The 22,068-nt window shown below is 64.2% G+C and carries 17 protein-coding genes and 2 pseudogenes; 10 read left to right on the top strand and 9 right to left on the bottom strand.

From position 1 onward, the window contains the following. Nucleotides 1-73: 73 nt before the first annotated feature. The 6 genes from A7A09_RS12925 to A7A09_RS21535 form a co-directional block, all read right to left on the bottom strand. Nucleotides 74-709: a 3-oxoacid CoA-transferase subunit B gene (locus tag A7A09_RS12925; RefSeq protein ID WP_106691781.1), complete on the bottom strand. Its 636-nt coding sequence runs from the start codon at nucleotides 707-709 to the stop codon at nucleotides 74-76. Continuing rightward, a complete protein-coding gene (locus A7A09_RS22235) occupies nucleotides 706-834 on the bottom strand; it encodes a hypothetical protein (RefSeq protein ID WP_436277798.1) in 129 nt (42 codons plus the stop codon). The genes A7A09_RS12925 and A7A09_RS22235 overlap by 4 nt, the downstream gene beginning before the upstream one ends. Further along, a complete protein-coding gene (locus tag A7A09_RS12930) occupies nucleotides 834-1,373 on the bottom strand; it encodes a 3-oxoacid CoA-transferase subunit A (protein WP_436277799.1) in 540 nt (179 codons plus the stop codon). Before A7A09_RS12930 ends, A7A09_RS22235 begins: the two co-directional genes overlap by 1 nt. Beyond that, nucleotides 1,370-3,313 carry a TRAP transporter permease gene (locus A7A09_RS12935; RefSeq protein WP_106691782.1) on the bottom strand — a complete coding sequence of 648 codons (1,944 nt, stop codon included), beginning with the start codon at nucleotides 3,311-3,313 and terminating at the stop codon, nucleotides 1,370-1,372. Before A7A09_RS12935 ends, A7A09_RS12930 begins: the two co-directional genes overlap by 4 nt. Before the next feature lie 72 nt (nucleotides 3,314-3,385). Then, nucleotides 3,386-4,090, bottom strand: a complete 705-nt coding sequence (locus tag A7A09_RS21530; protein ID WP_245999326.1) for a TAXI family TRAP transporter solute-binding subunit — start codon at nucleotides 4,088-4,090, stop codon at nucleotides 3,386-3,388. Continuing rightward, nucleotides 4,030-4,509, bottom strand: coding sequence for a TAXI family TRAP transporter solute-binding subunit (locus A7A09_RS21535; RefSeq protein ID WP_245999327.1), 480 nt, complete (start codon nucleotides 4,507-4,509; stop codon nucleotides 4,030-4,032). Before A7A09_RS21535 ends, A7A09_RS21530 begins: the two co-directional genes overlap by 61 nt. A gap of 458 nt (nucleotides 4,510-4,967) precedes the next feature. Here A7A09_RS21535 and A7A09_RS12945 point away from each other — a divergent pair, with 458 nt between their 5' ends. Then, nucleotides 4,968-5,888, top strand: a complete 921-nt coding sequence (locus A7A09_RS12945; protein WP_106691783.1) for a LysR family transcriptional regulator — start codon at nucleotides 4,968-4,970, stop codon at nucleotides 5,886-5,888. 21 nt (nucleotides 5,889-5,909) lie between these two features. Here the strand turns inward: A7A09_RS12945 and A7A09_RS12950 are convergent, their stop codons facing one another. Further along, nucleotides 5,910-6,713 carry an IclR family transcriptional regulator gene (locus A7A09_RS12950; protein ID WP_106691784.1) on the bottom strand — a complete coding sequence of 268 codons (804 nt, stop codon included), beginning with the start codon at nucleotides 6,711-6,713 and terminating at the stop codon, nucleotides 5,910-5,912. A 234-nt stretch (nucleotides 6,714-6,947) separates the two neighbouring features. Between A7A09_RS12950 and A7A09_RS12955 the strand changes: the two genes are divergently transcribed. The 8 genes and pseudogenes from A7A09_RS12955 to A7A09_RS22145 all read left to right on the top strand — a co-directional run. Continuing rightward, entirely contained in the window at nucleotides 6,948-8,087 is a 1,140-nt protein-coding gene (locus A7A09_RS12955; protein ID WP_106691785.1) for a TAXI family TRAP transporter solute-binding subunit, read from the top strand. 177 nt (nucleotides 8,088-8,264) lie between these two features. Beyond that, the gene (locus A7A09_RS12960; protein WP_106691786.1) at nucleotides 8,265-10,343 is read left to right on the top strand and encodes a TRAP transporter permease; all 2,079 of its coding nucleotides are present in this window, start codon (nucleotides 8,265-8,267) and stop codon (nucleotides 10,341-10,343) included. Next, nucleotides 10,279-11,763, top strand: coding sequence for a class I adenylate-forming enzyme family protein (locus tag A7A09_RS12965; protein ID WP_211341123.1), 1,485 nt, complete (start codon nucleotides 10,279-10,281; stop codon nucleotides 11,761-11,763). Before A7A09_RS12960 ends, A7A09_RS12965 begins: the two co-directional genes overlap by 65 nt. Before the next feature lie 15 nt (nucleotides 11,764-11,778). After that, nucleotides 11,779-12,968: pseudogene (locus tag A7A09_RS12970) on the top strand (3-oxoadipyl-CoA thiolase). Nucleotides 12,969-12,995: 27 nt separating this feature from the next. Then, a complete protein-coding gene (locus A7A09_RS12975) occupies nucleotides 12,996-15,086 on the top strand; it encodes a 3-hydroxyacyl-CoA dehydrogenase NAD-binding domain-containing protein (RefSeq protein ID WP_106691788.1) in 2,091 nt (696 codons plus the stop codon). Between the two features lie 4 nt (nucleotides 15,087-15,090). Beyond that, entirely contained in the window at nucleotides 15,091-16,275 is a 1,185-nt protein-coding gene (locus A7A09_RS12980) for an acyl-CoA dehydrogenase family protein (RefSeq protein ID WP_106691789.1), read from the top strand. Between the two features lie 4 nt (nucleotides 16,276-16,279). After that, nucleotides 16,280-17,368 (top strand): acyl-CoA dehydrogenase family protein, encoded by a 1,089-nt coding sequence (locus A7A09_RS12985; RefSeq protein ID WP_106691790.1) that lies wholly within the window; start codon nucleotides 16,280-16,282, stop codon nucleotides 17,366-17,368. Nucleotides 17,369-17,502: 134 nt separating this feature from the next. After that, nucleotides 17,503-17,688 (top strand): annotated as a pseudogene (locus A7A09_RS22145) (hotdog domain-containing protein); the annotation flags it as partial. Between the two features lie 152 nt (nucleotides 17,689-17,840). Here A7A09_RS22145 and pyrG read toward each other — a convergent pair. After that, nucleotides 17,841-19,484 (bottom strand): CTP synthase, encoded by a 1,644-nt coding sequence (gene pyrG, locus A7A09_RS12995; protein ID WP_106691792.1) that lies wholly within the window; start codon nucleotides 19,482-19,484, stop codon nucleotides 17,841-17,843. A gap of 153 nt (nucleotides 19,485-19,637) precedes the next feature. Continuing rightward, the gene (secG, locus tag A7A09_RS13000) at nucleotides 19,638-20,333 is read right to left on the bottom strand and encodes a preprotein translocase subunit SecG (protein WP_106691793.1); all 696 of its coding nucleotides are present in this window, start codon (nucleotides 20,331-20,333) and stop codon (nucleotides 19,638-19,640) included. A gap of 71 nt (nucleotides 20,334-20,404) precedes the next feature. Here secG and A7A09_RS13005 point away from each other — a divergent pair, with 71 nt between their 5' ends. Beyond that, nucleotides 20,405-21,850 (top strand): cobyric acid synthase, encoded by a 1,446-nt coding sequence (locus A7A09_RS13005; RefSeq protein ID WP_106691794.1) that lies wholly within the window; start codon nucleotides 20,405-20,407, stop codon nucleotides 21,848-21,850. The last annotated feature ends 218 nt before the right edge of the window (nucleotides 21,851-22,068 follow it).

Consider the following 22,068-nt stretch of genomic DNA (forward strand, 5'->3'; position numbering starts at 1 on the left):
GAGGCATGGGGCAACAGCAGGGACCTTGCCTTGCCTGTGCGGGGCTGCGCCCCGCTGTGCAATGCCCATGGAGCTATGCGAGGATGCGCGCCTCGGTCACCGCCTGCACTTCTTCGAGGCTGTTTCCGGGGGCGAGTTCGACCAGCCGGAAGCCCTCGGGCGTGACTTCGAGGACGCAGAGATCGGTATAGACGCGGGTCACGACGCCTGCTCCGGTCAGCGGGTAGCTGCATTGTTTCAACAGCTTGGGGGAGCCGTCCCGGGCGGTGTGGCGCATCAGGACGAATATTTGCGGAACACCCGCGACCAGATCCATCGCGCCGCCGACCGCGGGAGGGAAGCTTTGCTCCAGCGTCGCCCAATTCGCCAGATCGCCGTTCTCGGCGACCTGGTAGGCGCCCAGCACCGCGATGCCGAGATGGTTGCCGCGCATCATCGAGAAGGCCAGCGGATGGTCGAACAGCGCCGCGCCGGGAAGCATGGTAACGAGGTTCTTGCTCGCATCGATGAGTTCGGGATCCTCCTCGCCCGCAGCAGGCGCGCCGCCGACGCCCAGCAAACCGTTCTCGGTATGATACATCACCTCGCGCCCCTCGGGGACGAAATGCGCCACCTTGTTGGGTAGCCCGATCCCGAGATTGACATAGGCCCCATCGGGGATGTCCTGCGCAAGACGCGCCGCCATGGCGTTTTCATCAAGTTTCTTCATGGTCTTACCCCGTATTCAACGATGCTGTCGACGAAGATGCCGGGCGTGATGACCGCCTCGGGGTCCAGGGCTTCGCCGGACAGGTGCCGGACCTCGGCGATGCTGTGGCTCGCGGCGGTGGCCATCACCGGATTGAGTTCCGCGCCGTCACGTGATAGCGCAGATTGCCCCAACGATCTCCGGCCTCGGCCCGGATCAGCGCGAAATCCGCCGCCAGGGGTTTCTCGAACACATAGCCCACGCCGTCGATTTCCCGCGTTTCCTTCCCTTCGGCAAGCAGCGTTCCATAGGCGGTCGGGGTGAGGAAACCGCCCAACCCCGCCCCTGCGGCGCGGATGCGTTCGGCCAGCGTCCCTTGCGGGACGATCTCGAGCTCGATCTCGCCCGCCTCGTAGCGCCGCTCGAACCAGATCGAGCCGGGGCTGCGCGGGTAGGAGCAGATGACCTTGCGGACCCTGCCTTCGCGCAGCAGCGACGAGATGCCGTCCTCGCCCGCCCCGGCATTGTTCGAGATGATGGTCAGCTCGCGCGCGCCCTGATCCAGCAGGGCGGTCAGCAATCCGGCCGGGATACCGGAATTGCCGAAGCCTCCGACCATCACCACGGCGCCATCGAATATCGGCGCGACGGCCGTGGCCAGATCGCCGATCCGTTTGTCGATCATGAAGAAGTCCTCTTTTCATTGCGCAGGAAAATCAGGTTCGCCCCGTAGACGCCCAGGATCAGCCCCAGCCCGGCAAGGTCCGAATAGAATTCCGGCACGATGGCCATCAGTCCGGCCGCGCCCATCAGCACGCGGCTGACCGGACCCGCCGGGCCGATCCCGTAGAGATAGCCTTCCATCGCCGAGGTCAGCGCCCATAGCGCCAGGGCGGCGATCAGGAAGGAGGTGGCGATATCGGGCAGCGATCCGGCAAAGACCAGCCCGGTATCGTAGACGAAGATGAAGGGCAGCAGGAACAGCGCCCCGCCCAAGCGCATCGAATAGATCCCGGTCCGCATCGGGTTCGATCCGGCGATGCTGGCCGCCGTGATCGAGGCCAGTGCCACCGGTGGGGTGATATAGGATAGCATTCCCCAGTAGAGGATGAACAGATGGCTTGCCAAGGGGTTCAGGCCAGCTTCGATCAGCGCGGGGGCAAGCAGGATCGACAGGAAGATATAGCAGGCGCTGACGGTCATTCCCATGCCCAGCACGAAGCTGGTGACCGCGCCCGCGATCAGCATCAATGGCACGTTGCCTCCGGCATAGAGCAGCAATTCGCGCGAGAAGGCGCCGGCGACGCCGGTATAGGACAGCCCGCCCACGACCAGCCCTATCCCGGCCAGGATCGCCACCAGTGCCGCGATATTGCAGGCGGTGTCGGTCAGCAGCCGCTTTGCCCGCTCCCAGTTCAGGCGGGTCTCCTTGCGCAGGGCGGTGGCGAGCAGCAGGACGACCGAGGCCGCATAGGGCGAATAGGTCTCGAGCCGCAATACCATCAGCACATAGATCAGGACGGCAAGGCAGAGAAGATAGGGCCAGCCGCGCAGCAGCACGCCCCGCAGCGGCGGGATTTCCGAGGCGGGCAGGCCCTTGAGCCCCTTGCGCGCGGCGAACATGTCGACCTGGAACAGTAGCGCGATATAGAACAACAGGGCAGGCAGGAAGGCGGCGGCAACGACCTGCGAATAGGGCACGCCGAGAAAGGATGCCATGATGAAGGCGACCGTTCCCATGACCGGCGGCATCAGCGTGGCCCCGGTCGAGGCGCAGCTTTCGATGGCGGCGGCATAGGTCGGGGGGTAGCCCACCCGTTTCATCGTCGGGATCGAGAACGGCCCGCTGGTCAGGATGTTCGAGATCACGCTGCCCGACAGCGATCCCAGGATACCGCTGCCCAGGACCGCGACCTTGGCCGGTCCGCCCCGGCTGCGCCCCAGCAGGGCCGAGGCCAGGTCCATGAAGAAATCGGCCCCCTTGGTCGCCGTCAGCACCGACCCGAAGATGACGAAGCCGACGACCAGTTCGGCCACGACCTGCATCGGGATGCCGATGATGCTCTCGACACCCAGGACATGGACGCGGATCGTCTCGGGCAGCGAGAACGAGGTGCCCCAGAGGAATCCCGGCATGTAATCGGCGAATAGCGGATAGGCGCCGAACAGCAATGCCGTTCCCAGCAGCAACGGCCCGCCCCCGCGCCGTACGCCTTCCAGCGTGGCGATCAGGACCGCTCCGGCGGCGATGTTTATCGATAGCGGGGCAGAGAATTCCCAGCCCTTCTGGATGATGTCCATGCCATGCAGGCCAAGAAAGCCGCAGGCACTCAGCGCGATGGCCGAGAGAATCCAGTCGAACCATTGCACCCGGGTGGATTGTGATGACCGGGCGGGCAGACTGAGAAAGGCGATCGCGAGGAAGATGCCGATCAGGTAGTAGAGATAGGAATTCCCGAGCGGTTGAAAACCGAACAGGTTCAGCAGGAATACTTGGTTGATGGCCAGCAGGATACCGGCAGCGCCAAGGATATGGACCGCGATTCCCGCTGCGCCGGAAAGGCGAGGCGGGGTTGCGGCAGGTGATGGCGAGGGATCACCGGACATGGGATCGGTCTGGCTCATCTCGGGAAATCCTTTACAGGGAAAGCGTCGGACCGGACCCGCAGGCACGATCCGACCGGCAAGCAGCTTGACTTACGAGTCGAGCGAAGCAATGACCTCGGCTTGCTTCTCTTTCCATTTCGCGGCGAATTCCTCGGCCGGCAGATCCTGGTTGGCGGGCAGGAACTCTTCCCATGCCGCGATCATCGCATCCAGCCGGGCGATGCGTTTCTGGTTCCAGGCCTCGGCCTCGTCGGTCCAGATGCCCTTCTCCTTCAGGTAGCGGATCGCGCCTTCATGGAAAGGCACATCGGCGGGCGGCAGCCCGGCCTGGGCCAGATCCCACCGGATCATGGTCGCGGTGCCGTCCTTGTAGAGATCATAGGTCTCGTCCAGCGCCTTGATGAAGGCATAGACCTCGTCCGCGGATTTCTCGGCCGTGGTGGCGATCACAGGATAGCGATAGGCTGCCATCTGCACATTCTCGCCCTCTGCCAGCCCGGCGGCGATATCCTCTTCGAACGGGGACATGATCGGCAGGACGCCGTCCAGCGCGGCCCAGCCTTCCTGGTTTTCCGCTTCCAGCGGAATCCAGCGGATGCCGCGCGGCGATTCAGCCAGTTCGTAAAGCTGGCTGGTGGTGGGCGTGGTGCAGGTGAAATCGGCCTCGTTCTTGGTCATCGAGGACATGGCGGCGGCATAGGTGGGGAACATCACCACCTCGACATCGTCGGTGGTCAGCCCGCCAAAGGCCAGGATCGCCTCGCATTTGAGATTGACCGAGGGATTGCCGACCACGAAGCGGCGCGCTTGCCCTTGGCGTCGGCGATCTCCTCGATCCCCGCATCCGCCGCCGTCACCATGGCGAAAGAGGCAGGCCGCCCGGCGACCGCCCGCAGGTTCTGCGGCCCCCATTCCGGCGTGGCGAAATCGAAATCTCCCTCGGCGACGAAGAACGACTCGGTGGCCAGGAAACCGTAATCGGCCCGGCCCTGCAGGACCGGCTGCAATCGTCCGATGGCGGTGCCCGAGGGCTGGATGCGGACCTTGGTGCCGAATTGCTTGCCGAAGGCATCCGCGATGGCCGAGGCTTCGGCATATCCCGCCGAGCCGACATCATAGGCCGTCCAGATCATCGTCTTGGGCAATTCCTGTGCCGAAGCGGCCAGCGTGCCGAGACCCAGGACCGTTGTCGTCAGTATAGAGCGTAGTATCATGATATTCCTCCCATTATTGTTGTCATGGCGTGTCGCGTCTTGCGATGTCTTGCCGCGATCACCCCGGGAACCTCGCCGATTATTCTCCTCCTCGGATCGGTATTGCGATGCGGCATGCCATGTCGGCATCCGTTCGAAAATCCGAAGGTCTTCATGCCGGGGCTGCTCTGGTGACTTTCCCCTGGGCATGAAGGCTTTCCGGTATCGCGGGCTTTGCGGAAGAAGGCCATATTTCAGGATATGATTTCCAATACTATCGGCCTATTGTTCGATATATCTTTATGAATGACCGATCCCATCTGCATTACCTTCCGGCTGCTGCGCTGTCTTACCCTCCTGCAGATGAACCACATCCCGGATGAGCCGCGAAAAAGCTGAACATCTTTTCGGCATCTTCGTCATATCGCGACCATATTTCAAATGCATTGGAGATCTATCAGCGATAGAATACCGGCATCATGGAACTTCGCCAGCTTCGCAATTTCATCCGAATCTGCCAGATGCGCAGCATTACCGCCGCGGCCGAGCGGTTGAATATCGCCCAGCCCGCGCTCAGCCGGCAGGTGCAGGCGCTCGAAGACGAGTTTGGGGTTGCGCTGCTGCGCCGTCATGGCCGCGGAGTCGAGCCGACCGAGCAGGGCGAATTGCTGCTGACCCGTGCCGAGCAGCTCCTGGCCGATGCCGACAGCATCCTGCGCGATGTTCCGGGCAACGAGGACGAGTTGCGCGGCACCCTGACCCTGGGCCTGCCACCCTCGGTGGCGGAACTGCTGGCAGAACCGCTGATTGCGCATTTCAACGCGCGATACCCGCAAGTCCGGCTGCGTATCGTGTCGGGATTCACCGGTCATGTCAGGGACTGGTTGCAGCGCGGCACGATCGATCTGGGCATCACCTATGAAACCGGCCCGTCGAGCGACCATCACGCGCGCGCGCTGGTCTATGAGCAGCTCTATCTCGTCTGCCCGGCATCCGGCCGGACCGGCTCTCAACCCATAGGATTCGCCGAAGCTTTCGAGCAACCCCTGATCCTGCCGAGCCCGGCCCATGGCCTGCGCCGCCTGATCGAGGCGGCGGCGGCGGGGCAGGGGATCACGCCCGAGGTCGTGCTCGAGGTGGATATCGTGCAGGTGATGCTCAATTTCGTCCAGCAGGGGGTTGGCAACACGATCCTGTCGCGCATCTCGGTCCGCGACATGCTGGCCAATGGCGAATTGGCGGCCCGTCCGATCATCTCGCCCGAGCTGGGGCGGACAGTGGTCCTGTGGACACCCGGGCTCACCGGGAATGACCGGCTGGTCAGGCGTTTTGCCGAAATGCTGGTCGAGCAGGCGCGGATCCTGGTCGAATCCGGGACATGGGAGGCGCGCTGGCTCTGATCTGGCGGTTGCGGGGGCCTGTCAGCCCGCCGGGATCCCGCCCAGCTTGCGGACGGTTTCCAGCAAGGCCGGGCCGTATTCCTCGTGCAGTTCCTTGGGAGAGATCAGGAAAGAAGGCCCGCCGACATTGACGCCATAGACCGTCGTGCCGTCCAGCGACCGCAACGGGGCGGCGATGGCGTTGATCTCGGGCTTCCACGCTCCGAAGCTGGTGCAATAGCCATGGGCTTCGTAATCGCCGACCGCGTCGCGGATGCTTTGCGCCATCCGTTCCTGCTGCTCGGGAAATTCGCGGATGCCCATGGCCAACAGCTCGGCGCGTTCCTCTTCGGACAGCCCGGCGATGATGGCGCGCCCGATGCCGGAATAGAACAGGGGCAGCCGCGCGCCCACGCCGATGGACAGCGACACCGCCTGATGCGAGCGCCGCACCGCCAGGTAGACGGCGCGGATGCCGCTGCGCTCGGCCAAGGCCGCGGTCACATAGGGATTCGGCCCTTTCGACAGCGCGCCCAGTTCCGCGGTGACGCGGTCGGAAATGCTGGTCGCGGCGAGCACGCCGAAGCCCAGTTGCAGGACCTTGGCGCCAAGCCGGTATTCGCCGCTCCCCTCGTCGCGCAGCAGGTGGCCGGTCCTGGTCAGCGTATAGGTCAGGCGCGAGACCGTCGGCTTGGCAAGCCCGGTCCGGCGCGAAATCTCGTGATTGGACAGGAAACGGTCATCGGTGCGGAAGCAGCCGAGGATGTCCAGTCCCCGCGCCAATGCGCTGACGAATTGCCGGTCGCCGGTTTCCGTCTCTTCCGGTTGGTCTGTTTCCTGCGTCATTCGATCTTTCAATATCATGCCTGTTTGCCTTGGTGAGCACATAGCCAATCTTCGGCAAAGATGATACCGATGCAAGAAATTTCGCAATGCGAACCGATGTTTTGCAGATTTGGATGCTGAATCACTTGACTCAGAAGGTATCCAAACATTATCCGTTCGCTGTGCGAAACAATAATTCGCAATACTGATTTGACAAGGATTCCGGCGCAGCCGTTATCCGCAGGGAGGAGATCGATGAATATTCTCAAAGGGGCCGCAGCCGGAATCGCCTTGTTCCTGGCGGGTGGGGCCGGCGCGCAGGAGATCGAATTGCCCAGGCAGATGTCCTGGACCGCCTATGACACCGGATCGGCGGGATTCAACCAGGCCGTCGCCATCGGCGGCGAGCTTCAGAAGGCCACCGGCACCAGCCTGCGGGTCCTGCCCGGCAAGAACGATGTGTCGCGCACCCAGCCTCTGCGCCAGCGCCGTGTCGAGTTCTCGGCAACCGGGATCGGCGGCAGTTTCATGGCGCAGGAGGGAGCGTTCGAATTCGGCGAGAAGAACTGGGGGCCGCAGCCCCTGCGCGTCCTGCTGGCGAATTTCGGCGGCGACGTGAATCTTTCGGTCGGCGTGGCGGCGGATGCGGGGATCGAGACCTATGACGATCTGCGCGGCAAGCGCGTGGCATGGATTGCCGGGGCGCCCGGGCTGAATGTCAACATGGACGCCTACCTGGCCTATGCGGGCCTGACCTGGGACGATGTGACCAAGGTCGAGTTCGGCGGCTACGGTGCCGCCTGGACCGGGCTGATCGAGGGAGAGGTGGACGCGATGTTCGGCTCGACCAATACCGGCCCGGCATATGAGGCGACGGCGGGGCCGCGCGGCCTGTTCTGGCCGGCGATGGATCCGGAGGATGAAGAGGCGTTCAAGCGGCTGACCGATATCGCGCCCTTCTATACGCGGAACAAGGCGACCATCGGTGCCGGTATCGATGGCACCGATGGCGTTGAGGGGGCGACCTATGCCTATCCGGTGCTGGTGAGCATGGCGGATGCGGATCCCGATCTGGTCTACAACATGACCAAGGCCATGGTCGAGCTGTTCCCGCAATATGACGGCAAGGCGCCGGGGATCGGCGGCTGGAATATCGACAAGCAGAACTTCACCTGGGTTGTCCCCTATCACGAGGGGGCCATCGCCTATTTCAAGGAACTCGGTGTCTGGACCGACGAGGCGCAGGCCCATAACGACCGGCTGATCGAGCGGCAGGGAATCCTGCAGGCTGCCTGGGAGGAACTGGAGGCCGAGAACCCCGAGGATTGGACCGCCGCCTGGTCGCAAAAGCGCCGCGAGGCACTGGAAGCGGCGGGCTTCAAGGTGGTGTTCTGACCGTTCATCCGAGCGTTCGGGCGGCGGCGTAAGCAGGCCTCCGCCTTTAATCGCCCCGCCCCGCCGCATGCGGGACGGGCGAGACACGGGCCGGGATATCCGGCCCCGACAGCCAGGGCGGATCGCGCAGTTCCCTTCGCGCTCCGCCAGCCCCCCGCGCCTGGAGAGGAGGTCCGTGTGCAACCCGCCGACACCGTCTTGGAAGACCCCGAGAAAACGCCCGACAGCGGATATCGGAACCCCCGACATATCACCCTGTTTGTCCTGACCGTCGCTGCGGTCCTGCTGGTGATCAACCAGCTGTTCAATATCAGGCCTTTCGGGATGGTGATGCTGGAAGGCCGCTATCTCAACATCCTCGCCACGCTGTTTCTGGCGGCCACCTTCCTGGTGTTCGACATCCGGGGCAGGCGTTTCGGCTCGGTCTCTCCGCTGGACTGGCTGCTGGCCGCGGCCTCTCTGGGGGCGGGGGCCTATATCGCGGTGACGGCGCAGCAGAACCTCAACGAGGGCTGGGAATTCGCCGCGCCGGTGGGCGCGCAATGGGTGGCCTTCCTGTTCGCCGGATTGGTCCTTGAGGCGACCCGCCGCGCCGGGGGGCTGGTGCTTGCCATCATCGTGACCCTCGTCGCCTTCTATCCCAGCTTTGCCGGGCATGTCCCTGCACCCTTCTCGGGCTTTCAAAGCACGCTGAGCGAGACATTCTCCTATCATGTCTATTCCTCGGAAAGCATATTCGGCATCCCGATGCGGGCATTCGGCGGGGTGGTGATCGGCTTCATCATCTTCGGATCGGTGCTGCAACACACGGGCGGCGGAGCCTTCTTCAACGATCTCGCCCTGGGGCTGGTGGGGCGCTATCGCGGCGGGGCCGCCAAGGTCTCGATCTTTGCCAGCGGTTTCATGGGGTCGATGTCGGGCAGCGTCATCTCGAACGTGCTGACCACCGGCACCGTCTCGATCCCGACCATGCGCCGCACCGGCTTTTCCGCCAAGACCGCCGCCGCGACCGAGGCCTGCGCCTCGACCGGGGGTGTGCTGATGCCGCCGATCATGGGGGCGACGGCCTTCGTCATGGCGTCCTTCCTGTCGCTTCCCTATGCCGAGATCGTGGTCGCCGCCGCCATCCCCTCGCTGCTGTTCTATCTCGCCTTGTTCGCGCAGATCGACGCCTATTCGGCGCGCCGCAACCTGAAGGGATTGCCGCGGGGCGAGGTTCCGGCCCTGCGCGACACGCTGCGCAAGGGCTGGCCCTATGTGCTGGTCTTCGCGCTGCTGATCTTCATGATGGTGGTGCTGCGGCAGGAAACCAAGGCACCCTTCTATTCGGTGCTGCTGCTGCTGGCGATCAACCAGTTCCTTCCCGGCAGCCGCATGACATGGCGCAAGCTGGTCGAGATCGTCATGGGCGTCGGCTCCAGCCTCGCCGAACTGACCGCCGTCATCCTTGGCGTCGGGCTGATCGTCGGATCCTTCTCGGCCACCGGCCTTGCCGGGACGCTGGTGAACGAGCTGTTGTTCATCGCAGGCGACAATGTCTTCATCCTGCTGGTGATGGGCGCGCTGACGGCCTTTATCTTCGGCATGGGGATGACGGCGACGGCCTGTTACATCTTCCTCGCCATCGTCCTTGCCCCGGCATTGGAGGCGGGGGGACTGGACCGGCTCGCGGTGCATCTGTTCATCCTCTACTGGGGCATGGTCAGCTATATCACCCCGCCTGTCGCCCTTGGTGCCTATGCCGCCGCGACGCTTGCGGGCACCAGTCCGATGAAGGCAGGATTCGAGGCGATGCGGCTTGGCAGCATCATCTATATCGTGCCCTTCCTGTTCGTGCTGAACCCGGCGCTGATCGGCAATGCCCCTGCGCTCGAAGTCATTGTGGCGCTGGTCTGCGCGGTGATCGGGGTCGGGATCATCGGCATGGGGTTGCAGGGCTATGTCGTGGCCGCCGGGTCGCTGGCGGGGCGCGGGGATTATCTTCTGCGCGCCATGCTGTGCCTGGGCGGTTTCCTGTTCGCCCTGCCTGCGATGCCCTTTGCTGGGATCGGTTTCGGCACGACGGCGGCCATCGGCGCGGCACTGACGATCCTGCCGATCCTCGTGGCCTATCGGCGCGGCCGTCCCGTGGTCGCGGAACTGGGGCAGCGTGATGGAACAGATCGGCAAACTTGCGGAAGGGAGACCGGTATTGAGACGTATTCACGAGGTTCTGTCGCAGGGCAAACCCACCCATACCGCCATCGTCGATCATGATGGCAGCCAATACAGCTATGCCGAGCTTGGCGAACTTGTCACGGCGATCGCCGGTAAGCTTCGCGATCATGGGGTGCGTCCGGGCGATCGGGTGCTGGTGGTCAGCGAGAATTGCGTGACCTATCTGGCCGCGATGCTTGCCCTGAGCCACCTGGATGCCTGGGCGACATTGGCCAATGCCCGGCTGACCCCCTCCGAACTGGATCGGCTGACAGAGGTCGCGGATGCGCGCTGCGCCATCTTTACCCCCGAGGCGTCATCGGCGGCAAGGGCGCATGCCGAACGGCTGGAGGCCGTGTCACTGGGGCAATTGCGCTGTGGCGACCTGCTGGTAACGCCCCCGCGCGAGGCAATGCCCGAGCCGGTCGAGGATGGCCCCGGCCAGACCGCCGCGCTGATCTATACCAGCGGCACGGTCGGAGAGCCCAAGGGGGTGATGCTGACCCATGGCAACCTTCTGTTCATGTGCCGGACCTCGGCCGGGCTGCGCCGGATCGGGCCGGAGGACACGACGCTGGCGGTGATCCCGGGAACCCATATCTTCGGGCTGACCTCGGTTTTCCTGGCCGGGCTGATGGGGGGATCGCGGCTCATTGCCATGCCGCGTTTCGATGCCGACGAGGTGCTGGGCCATATCCGCGAGGACGTGACCATCCTGCCCGCCGTGCCGCAGATTTTCGCCGCCCTGCTGCGCCGCCTGAAAGAGCTTGGCATCGAAAAGCCCGAACATCGGCTGCGCTATATCTATGCAGGCGGCGCGCCTTTGGACCTGAGCCTGAAGGAACGGGCCGAGCGGATCTTCGGACAGGTCCTGCATAATGGTTATGGCCAGACCGAGGCATCGCCGGGTATCGCCACCACGCGGCTTGAATGTCCGCGCAGCGATACGGCGGTGGGCCTGCCTGTGCCGGGGATGGAGGTGCTGATCCATGAGCCCGACGAGAACGGGGTGGGCGAGCTATGGGCGCGCGGCCCCAACGTGATGAAGGGCTATTTCCGCAACCCGGAAGCCACCCGCACTACCTTGACCGAGGACGGTTTCCTGCGCACCGGCGATCTGGCACGGCAGGAAGCCGACGGCACATTGCATATCGCCGGGCGGCTGAAGGAGCTGATCATCCATTCCGGCTTCAACGTCTACCCGCCCGAGGTCGAGGCCGTGCTGACCGCCCATCCCGCCGTCGCGCTTTCCGCCGTGGTCGGACGGGCGCGGAACGGCAATGAGGACGTGCTGGCCTTCGTGACCACGCAGGACAAGGTGACCGAGGCCGAGTTGCGCGATTGGGTGCGTGAACGGATGGCGCCCTACAAGGTGCCCGCGCGGGTCATCATCGCCGATGCCTTGCCACAGGCGGCGACAGGCAAGATCCTGAAAAACAAGCTGCTGGAACATTTCCGGGCAGCACTGGACGACATCTAGAGGACGAGGACGATCATGCTTCAGGGATATATCTATGACGGTTTGCGCAGCCCCTTCGGGCGTCACGCGGGCGCGCTGGCGGCGGTTCGCCCCGATGATCTGGCGGCCAGGGTCATCCGCGCATTGGTCGAACGCTCGGACCTGCCGGTGGAGCGGATCGAGGATGTCATTCTCGGCAATGTCTGCCAGTCGGGCGAGGACAGCCGCAACGTGGCGCGTTTCGCAGGGCTTCTGGGTGGCGTGCGCGAAGAGGCAGGCGGGTTGACCGTCAACCGGCTTTGCGGCTCGGGCATGGCTGCGGCGCTGGACGCGGCGCGCTCGATCACGGTGGGCGAGGCCGGTCTCTATCTGGCCGGTGGCACCGAAAGCATGACCCGCGCGCCCTTCGTGATGGGCAAATCGCCAAGCGCATGGGACCGCCAGCCCAAGATTTACGACTCGACCATCGGCACCCGCTTTCCGAACAAGCAATTCGCCAAGGAGTTCGGCGACTACACCATGCCGCAGACCGCCGATAACCTGGCCAGTGAATACGGCATCGGGCGCGAGGAAAGCGATGCCTTCGCCCATGCCAGCCAGCAGAAATACGAGGCGGCGCGGGCCGATGGCTTCTTCAAGGACGAAATCCTGCCCATCGAGATCCCGGGCCGCAAGGGTGCGGTGACCGTGGTCGATGCGGATGAACATCCCCGCCCCGAGACGACGCTGGAAAAGATGGCGTCGCTGAAGCCGATCTTCGAGGGCGGCGTGGTGACGGCGGCCAATGCCTCGGGCGCAATGATGGCGCGGCGGCGCTCTTGGTGGGGGCCAAGGATTTGGGGCCGAAGCCGCGGGCGCGGATCGTGTCGGGCGCGATTGCCGGGGTGCCGCCCCGGATCATGGGGATCGGGCCGGGCTTCGCCGTGCCCAAGGCGCTGGAACGCGCGGGGCTGACCATGCAGGACATGGACCTGATCGAGATCAACGAGGCTTTCGCCAGCCAGGTTCTCGCCTGCTGCAAACAACTGGATCTGGACCCGTCCGACAGCCGCCTGAACCCCAATGGCGGCGCGATCGCGATCGGCCATCCGCTTGGCGCCTCGGGCGCGCGGATCATCCTGACCGCGATGCGCCAGTTGGAACGCAGCGGTGGGCGCTATGCCTGCCTGTCTATGTGCGTCGGTGTCGGGCAGGGCATCGCCATGGTCATCGAGCGCGTCGCCTGAACGCGGCAGGAAACGAAAGGATCAGATATGAGCCAGAGTGAAACAATGCCGGTGCGGGTCGAGACCGAGGGCGAGATCGGGCTGATCTGCCTGAACAATCCTCCGGTCAACGCGCTTGGGGCAGCCCTGCGGCAGGGGCTGTCGGATGCGATCGACACGTTGAATGCCGACCCGCAGATCCGCGTCATCGCCATTCATGGCGAGGGGCGGGCGCTGTCGGCGGGTGCCGATATCCGCGAATTCGGCAAGCCGCCGGTAGAGCCTCGCCTGCCCGACGTTCTGGACAGGATCGAGGCCAGCGACAAGCCGGTGATCGCCGTGGTGCATGGCACGACCCTTGGCGGCGGGCTGGAGCTTGCCTTGTCCTGCCACGCGCGGATCGGCCTGCCCGGAGCGCGGGTCGGGCTGCCCGAGGTGACATTGGGCCTGCTGCCCGGCGCGGGCGGCACGCAGCGCCTGCCGCGCCTGATCGCGCTGGACAAGGCCATCGATATCATCAGCTCGGGCCGTCAGGTTCCCATTGATGAGGCGAAAGAGCTGGGAATCGTGGATCGCATTGACGACGCCACCCCGCGCGAGGCCGCATTGGCCGGGGCGAAAGCGGTGCGGGACGGCTCTCTGCCAACCCGGCGCACAGCGGAGATCTCGGTCGATCTGGACCCCGCGCTGATCGAGGCCGCCACCGAGCGCCTGCGCAAGAAACGCCCGGCGCTGGCCGCGCCGATCAAGGCGGTCGAGGCCGTGGCGCAGATCGCGAAGCCCTTCGCCGAAGGGCTGAAGGCCGAACGGGCGCTGTTCATGGAGCTGATGGACAGCCCCGACCGGCAGGGCCTGATCCATGCCTTCAACGCCGAACGCGCCGTCAAGCGCATCCCCGAGGCTCAGGCAGAGCCGCGCAAGATCGAGACCGCCGGGGTCATCGGCGGCGGCACGATGGGGGTGGGTATCGCCACTGCCCTGTTGCAGGCCGGCATCCCGGTGACGCTGATCGAGATGGCACCCGAGCGGGCCGAGGCGGCGAAGGCTGCCGTGACCAGGAACCTTGATGGCGCGGTCAAGCGCGGAAAGATGACGGCAGAGGGCCGCGACAAGGCGCTGGCCGCCCTGACCGCCACGACCAAGCTGGAAAGCCTCGCCCCCGTCGATCTGGTGATCGAGGCGGTATTCGAGGAGATGTCGGTCAAGGCCGAGATCTTCGGCAAGCTCGACCGGATCTGCAAAGCCGGTGCGGTGCTCGGCACGAATACCTCTTATCTTGACGTGAACGCCATCGCCGAGATGACCTCTCGCCCGCAGGACGTGATCGGGCTGCATTTCTTCTCTCCGGCTCATGTCATGCGGCTGCTCGAGGTCGTGGTGGCGGACAAGACTGCGCCCGAGGTGGTGGCGACGGCATGGGCATTGGCGGCGCGGATGAAGAAGGTCGCGGTGCGTTCGGGCGTCTGCGATGGCTTCATCGGCAACCGCATCCTCGCCCATTACCGCAAGGCGGCGGATTACATGCTGCTGGACGGCGCGTCCTTCGAACAGATCGACCGGGCGCTGGAGGATTTCGGCTTCGCGATGGGGCCCTTTGCCGTGGGCGACCTGGCCGGGCTGGATATTGGTTGGGCAACGCGCAAGCGCAAGGCACCGGACCGTCCGCCCGAGGAACGCTATGTCACCATCGCCGACCGGATCTGCGAGAATGGCTGGTTCGGGCGCAAGACCGGGCGCGGCTATTATCTCTATGACGATCCCAAGACGCGCAAGCCGAACCCGGATGCCGTCGCCATCGTCGAAGCCGAGCGCAAGGCCGCAGGCGTAACCCCGCGCGAGTTCAGCGACGAGGATATCACCGCCCGCTACATGACCGCGATGATCTCCGAAGCCGCCCGCGTCGTGCAGGAGGGGGTCGCGCAGCGTCCCGTCGATGTCGATGCGGTGTTCCTGTTCGGCTATGGTTTCCCGCGCCATCTGGGCGGGCCGCTCAATTATGCCGACCGGATCGGACCCAAGGCGCTGATCGAGCGGATCGAAGCCTATGCCAGCGAAGATGCGCATTACTGGCAGATTCCGCCGCTCTTGCGTGAATTGGCCGATACTGGCCGCAGCTTTGCCGATTTGAACAAGGATTGAACGGATGGATCTCGATTTCACCCCAGAAGAGCGCGCGTTCCGCGACGAGGTGCGTGCCTTCCTGAAAGATAATCTGCCCGAGGAACTGGCCGAGAAAGTGGCGGCGGGCAAGGAGCTGACGAAAGAGGATCTGCTGCGCTGGCAGGCGATCCTGCACGCGCGCGGCTGGCTGGCCGCGACATGGCCCGAGGAATATGGTGGTCCCGGCTGGAGCGCGGTGGAGCGCCATATCTTCGCCGAGGAATGCGCGCTGCACAACGCGCCGCGGCTGGTGCCCTTCGGCCTGAACATGCTGGGGCCGGTGCTGCTCAAATTCGGCACCGAAGAGCAGCGGCGCGAGATCCTGCCCCGGATCCTGGATGGCAGCGACTGGTGGTGCCAGGGCTATTCCGAGCCGGGGGCGGGGTCCGATCTGGCCAGTCTCAAGACAAAAGCGGTTCGCGACGGCGATCACTACGTCGTCAACGGGCAGAAGACCTGGACCACGCTTGGCCAGCACGCCAACAAGATTTTCTGCCTCGTGCGGACCTCGACCGAGGGCAAGCCGCAAGAGGGGATCAGTTTCCTGCTGGTCGATCTGGACACAAAGGGTGTCGAGATGCGCCCGATCCGGCTGATCGAGGGCGGGCACGAGGTCAACGAGGTGTTCTTCACCGATGCCCGCGTCCCCGCCGCCAACCTGGTGGGCGAGGAAAACCAGGGCTGGACCATCGCCAAATACCTGCTGACGCATGAGCGCACCAATATCGCCGGCACCGGTTTCTCGATGAAGGACATGGAGCGGTTTCACCGCCTGTCGCGGCAGATGACCCGCGACGGCCGCAAGATCGCGGACAACCCGGTCTATGCCGCCCGCGCCGCCGAGATCGAGACCGAGCTGGAGGCATTGCGGATCACCAATCTGCGGATGCTGGCCAATGCGAAGGGCGGTGCGGCAGGCGGTATCGAAAGCTCGATGCTGAAGCTCAAGGGCACGCAGGTGCGGCAGGCGATTCAGGACCTGTATCGCTCGGCCCTCGGGCCGCAGGCCGCGCCGATGGCCAATGAACTGTCCGAGAACGAATTGGCGGTGCCGGTCGAGGCCGCCCGCGCCGCCCCCGCCTATTTCAACAATCGCAAGCTGTCGATCTTCGGCGGTTCGAATGAAATCCAGCGCAACATCGTTGCCAAAGAACTGTTCCGGAGGTGAGCCCATGGACTTCAATCTTTCCGAGGACCACCAGATGCTAGCGGACAGCCTGCGCCGCTATCTGACCGACAATTACGATATCGAGACACGCAACGCGCAGGCCTATGCCGAGCCCTGGCATTCGTCCGAGACCTGGGCCGGGCTGGCAGAGCTTGGCATCATCGGTGCCTTCATCAGCGAGGAACAGGGCGGCTTCGGCGGCAGCGCCGAGGATGTCTCGGTCATCTTCGAAGAGATCGGGCGGGGCCTGTGCGCCGAACCCCTGCTGGGTGCGCTGATGGGGCTGCGGCTGCTGGCGCGTCTCGGTCGTGGCGATCTGGCCGAGGCGATCGTGGCGGGCAGCACGCGCGTCGCGCTGGCCGTCTATGAACCGCATGTCGCCTGTGACCTGTCCCATATCGAGGCTCAGGCGCGGCAAGAGGGCGATGGCTGGCGGCTGACGGGCCGCAAATCGGCCATCTATGGCGCGCCCGGTGCCGATCATCTGCTGGTCGCGGCGCGGACAGATGCGGGGATCGGCCTGTTCCTGGTCGAGAGTCCTGAATTGATCTCTGCCACGATGGTCGATGGCGGCGGCGTATCGGACCTGGTCATGGATGAGCTGAAGGCGGAATGCCTGTCGCCCGATTGCCGCGCCGATCTGGAGGATGCGCTGGACATGGGCCGCGTCGCGCTATGTGCCGAGGCGGTGGGCGCGATGGCCCATCTGATCGATCTGACCATGGATTACCTTGGCCAGCGCCAGCAATTCGGCCGGCCCATCGCGACCTTCCAGGCTTTGCAACACCGCCTGGTGGATATGCTGGTGGAACTGGAGCAATGCCGTTCCATCACCATCGCGGCTGTGGCCGGTTTCGGCACTCAGGATCAGGCGCGCAACGTGTCGATGGCCAAGAACCTGATCGGGCGGATGGGCCGGAAAATCGCCGAGGAGGCCATCCAGATGCATGGCGGTATCGGCATGACCTGGGAATATCCCGGTGCGCATTATGCCAAGCGGCTGGTGATGATCGACCATCAGCTGGGCGATCACAATGACCATGTGCTGCGCTTGCTCGAACTGGGCGATGCGGCAAAGGGCAGGGCCGCATGATGGAGGGCGAGGCCGACGATCTGTTACCGATCGATCGGTCGGGCGCGAGGGAACTGGTCGGTTACAGGTCTTTCCTGCCGGATGACCAGACCGGGGCATGTTCGCTTGAAATCGGTCCGCAGCATCTCAACCGGATGGGGGTGCTGCATGGCGGCTTTGTCTCGATGCTGCTGGATAACGGTTGCGGCACCGCCCTGCGCAACCACCTGGGAGATGTCGGCGGTGGCGTGGTGACGGTCTCGATCAACGTGAATTTCATTGCAGGCGCCAGCGAAGGGCGGGTCACCGCCACGGGTCGCGTGACCGGTGGCGGCCAAAGCCTGAAATTCATCGAAGCGGATTTGCGTGCCGAAGATGGACGCCTGCTCGCTACGGCGTCCGCGATATTCCGGGTAGTGAAAAACGCTGAGCCCCGTCAAGGTCACGTCGAACAGGTCATGAAATGCCCGGATCCCTTGATCCGGGCATTTCACTATACCAGCCGGCCTTCCTCCATCGCGGCACGAACAAAGCCGGCGAAAAGCGGTGCCGGATCGAAGGGCTTGGATTTCAGTTCGGGATGCGATTGCACGCCGATGAACCAGGGGTGGTCGGGATATTCGATCACCTCGGGCAGCTTGCCATCCGGCGACATGCCCGAAAATGACAGCCCGACCTTTTCCAGCGCCTCGCGATAGGTTGCATCGACCTCGTAGCGGTGGCGATGGCGGTCCTCGATCTGCAATGCTCCGCCATAGGCCGCCGAAACCTTGGAATCAGGCGCGAGAATGGCGGTATATGCGCCAAGCCGCATCGTCCCGCCCTTGTCATCCGTCAGCTTGCGCTGAACCTTGTAATTGCCCTGCACCCATTCCTTCAGATGGTAGACCACCGGGGTGAAGCGGGTCTTGCCGGCCTCGTGATCGAACTCCTCCGAGCCCGCATCGGGCATGCCCGCAAGGTTTCGCGCCGCTTCGATCACGGCCATCTGCATGCCCAGGCAAATGCCCAGATAGGGCACCTTCTTCTCGCGCGCATAGCGGGCGGTGGCGATCATGCCCTCGGTGCCGCGTTCCCCGAAACCGCCCGGCACGATGATCCCGTGATAGCCGTCAAGCAGGGATATGCCGTCGCCTTCCAGCTTCTCGCTATCGACCCACTCGGTATGGACCCGGACCCGATTCGCCATGCCGCCATGGGTCAGCGCCTCGGCGATGGATTTATAGGCATCCTCAAGCTGGGTGTATTTGCCGACGATGGCAATCCTGACCTTGCCCTCCGCATGTTCCAGCCGATCCATCACGTCCTCCCAACGCGACAGGTCGGGGCGCGGGGCCGGGCTGATCTGGAATGCGTCCAGAACCGCCCGGTCAAGACCGGCGCGGTGATAGGCCAGCGGGGCTTCGTAGATGGTTTTCAGGTCATAGGCGGGGATCACCGCATCGGGACGGACATTGCAGAACAGCGCGATCTTGGCGCGTTCCTTTTCCGGGATCGGCTGCTCCGAGCGACAGACCAGCACATCGGGCGCGATCCCGATCGAGCGCAATTCCTTGACGCTGTGCTGGGTCGGCTTGGTCTTCAACTCGCCGGATGCCGCCAGCCAGGGCAGCAATGTCAGATGCATGAAGATGCATTGCCCGCGCGGCCGATCCTGGCTGAACTGCCGGATCGCCTCGAAGAAGGGCAGGCCCTCGATATCGCCGACCGTGCCGCCGATCTCGCAGAGCATGAAATCGACCTCGTCCGCACCGATGGAAAGGAAGTCCTTGATTTCGTTCGTGACATGGGGAATGACCTGGATGGTCTTGCCCAGGTATTCGCCGCGGCGTTCCTTTTCCAGCACATTGGAATAGATTCGCCCGGAACTGACGGAATCCGTGCTGCGGGCCGACACGCCGGTGAAGCGTTCGTAATGGCCGAGATCCAGATCCGTCTCGGCCCCGTCATCGGTGACGAAGACCTCGCCATGTTCGAATGGCGACATGGTGCCGGGATCGACATTCAGATAGGGGTCCAGCTTGCGCAGCCGGACGGTGAAACCACGGGCCTGCAGCAATGCCCCGAGCGCGGCGGATGCCAGCCCCTTGCCGAGGGACGAAACCACGCCGCCGGTGATAAAGATATAACGCGCCATGGAAGCCCCCGTGATGTGCAAATTCGGTATGTCTGCGGGCCATCGAACAGCCAGCATCACGGGACTTAAGTTATAAGCGATTCGCCCCGTGGCCGCAATGGACCGCAAGTTGATGTGGGGCAGATTTATTCTGCCCCTATCTATTGTGTGTTCTTAATTCGACTGTTGGTCAGTCCCGGATCCGGCCGTTTCGTCGTTTCCGGACCCGCTGGCGGCGGCGTCATCCGTGGCGGGGTCGGTCGATTCGGTCGCCGCGCCGTCCATGGCTTCGGGGGTTTCCTCCACTGCCGGTGCCTCGGTCGCGCCGGTTTCGGCCGCGGGCACCGTGGGGGCTGCCGCATCGTCTTCTGCCCCGGTCGCATCGGCATCCGCCCCTGTGGTGGTGGAACCTTCTGTCGCCGGCGTTTCGGTCGCAGTGTTTTCCGGTGCGGGCGGCGTAAGCGCTTCCGCGTCACCATCTGCTCCGGCCGCATCGTCATCCGTGGTAGAGGCCGCGGGCGAGGGCGGCGTCAGGGGATCGTCCCCGGTCGAAGGTGGAGGCGTATATTCCAGGCCTTGTTCCCGGCCCGACCCCTGCTGCGATTCAGGGACGCCAAGCTGATCCATGATCGAGCTGGTGGAGGATTGCCGTGCCGCGATGATCGTCAGGCTGATCGAGGTCACGAACAGCGCCACGCCGAAAATCCATGTCAGCCGGGTCATCGCATTGGCGGCCTGCCGGCCGGACATGACGCCTCCGCCGCTGCCGCCACCCATTCCGAGCCCGCCGCCTTCGGAGCGTTGCAGCAATACGACCCCGGTCAGCAGGACCGCCAGGATCAGGTGAATGGTCAGCACGACATTTTGCACGGAATTCGGCCTTTCATTTGCGGACGGGCCTATCTAGTCATCCGTGCAGATGATGGCAAGCGGAGTGTCCCATGCCGACCAAGAACTCTCGCGCGGTGATGATTCAGGGAACCGGCTCGAATGTCGGCAAGTCGATGCTGGTCGCGGGACTGTGCCGGGTGGCTCTCCGAAGGGGGATGAAGGTCGCTCCTTTCAAGCCGCAGAACATGTCGAACAACGCGGCGGTCACGGTCGATGGCGGCGAGATCGGCCGTGCACAGGCGCTGCAGGCGCGTGCCTGCGGGCTGGAGGCCGTGACGGACATGAACCCGGTCCTGCTCAAGCCGGAAACGGATACGGGAGCACAGGTGATCCTGCACGGGCATGCCATCGCCCGGGCACAGGCGCGCGATTACGCGGCGCTCAGGCCCCGGCTTTTGCAAGCTGTCCTGGACAGTTTCCACCGGCTTGCCGCATCGCATGATCTTGTTATCGTCGAGGGCGCGGGCAGCCCGGCCGAAGTAAACCTGCGCTCCAGGGATATCGCCAATATGGGCTTTGCCCGTGCGGCGGATGTGCCGGTGGTTCTGGCGGGCGATATCGATCGCGGCGGGGTCATCGCCCAGATTGTCGGCACGCAGGCGGTGATCGAGGCCCGGGATGCAGCGATGATCCGCGGCTTTCTGATCAACAAGTTCCGCGGCGATCCACGATTGTTCGACGACGGTTTCCGGCTGATCGAGACCCGGACCGGCTGGCCGGGATTCGGCATGGTGCCCTGGTTCGACGGCGCCCATCGCCTGCCTGCCGAGGATGCGGTCGATCTGCGGATGTCGCGGGGGGAGGGGCCGCATGTCGTGTGCTTGACCCTGTCCCGCATTGCCAATTTCGACGATCTCGATCCCCTGGCGGCCGAGCCCGGATTGCGCCTGACGATGCTGGCGCCGGGAAAGCCGATTCCGGGGGATGCCGCCCTGGTGATCATCCCCGGGACGAAATCGACCCTTGCCGATCTGGCCTTTCTGCGTGCGCAGGGCTGGGAACAGGATTTGGCCGGGCATGTCCGGCGCGGGGGGCATGTGCTGGGCATCTGCGGTGGCTATCAAATGCTGGGAAAGATGATCCGCGATCCGTCCGGTGCCGATGGAGCCAGGGGCGCAACCGAGGGGCTCGGCCTGCTCGACATCGTGACCGAGATAGCCGAAACAAAGCGTCTGGTCCGCGTGAACGGCCAAGCCCTGGGCCAGCCTGTGTCGGGATACGAGATCCATATGGGCCTGAGCGCCGGCCCGGATTGTACCCGCCCATTTGCGCATGTGCCCGGGCCGGACGGCGCAGTCAGCCGCGACGGGCGAATCATGGGCACCTATCTGCACGGATTGTTCGCTGATGACCGGTTCCGTGCTGCTTATCTGGAACGCTTGGGTGCTGCCTCGCAATCGGGATACGAAGCGGGGGTGGAGCAGACGCTGGATGAATTGGCCCGACATCTTGAAACGCATCTGGATGTGGCCGCGATTCTCGCCCTTGCGGATTGAAGGAAGTCGGATTCGGGCCAAACCGGCCCGCATTCGCTTTGCGCAGTCAAGGAATACATTTGTGACATGGGCCGGAAATCGAGACATGTATCAACCTTGGACTTGCCTGGGGTGGTGATGTCATCAAATCCTCCATCCGGGCCTGGGTCAATTTCCAAGTCATTAAAATTTATGTATAAAGCTCATGATTTCATGGGTTGGCGCCGCAATGCCTACGC

The organism is Paracoccus methylarcula (assembly GCF_003007735.2).
Classification (GTDB): domain Bacteria; phylum Pseudomonadota; class Alphaproteobacteria; order Rhodobacterales; family Rhodobacteraceae; genus Paracoccus; species Paracoccus methylarcula.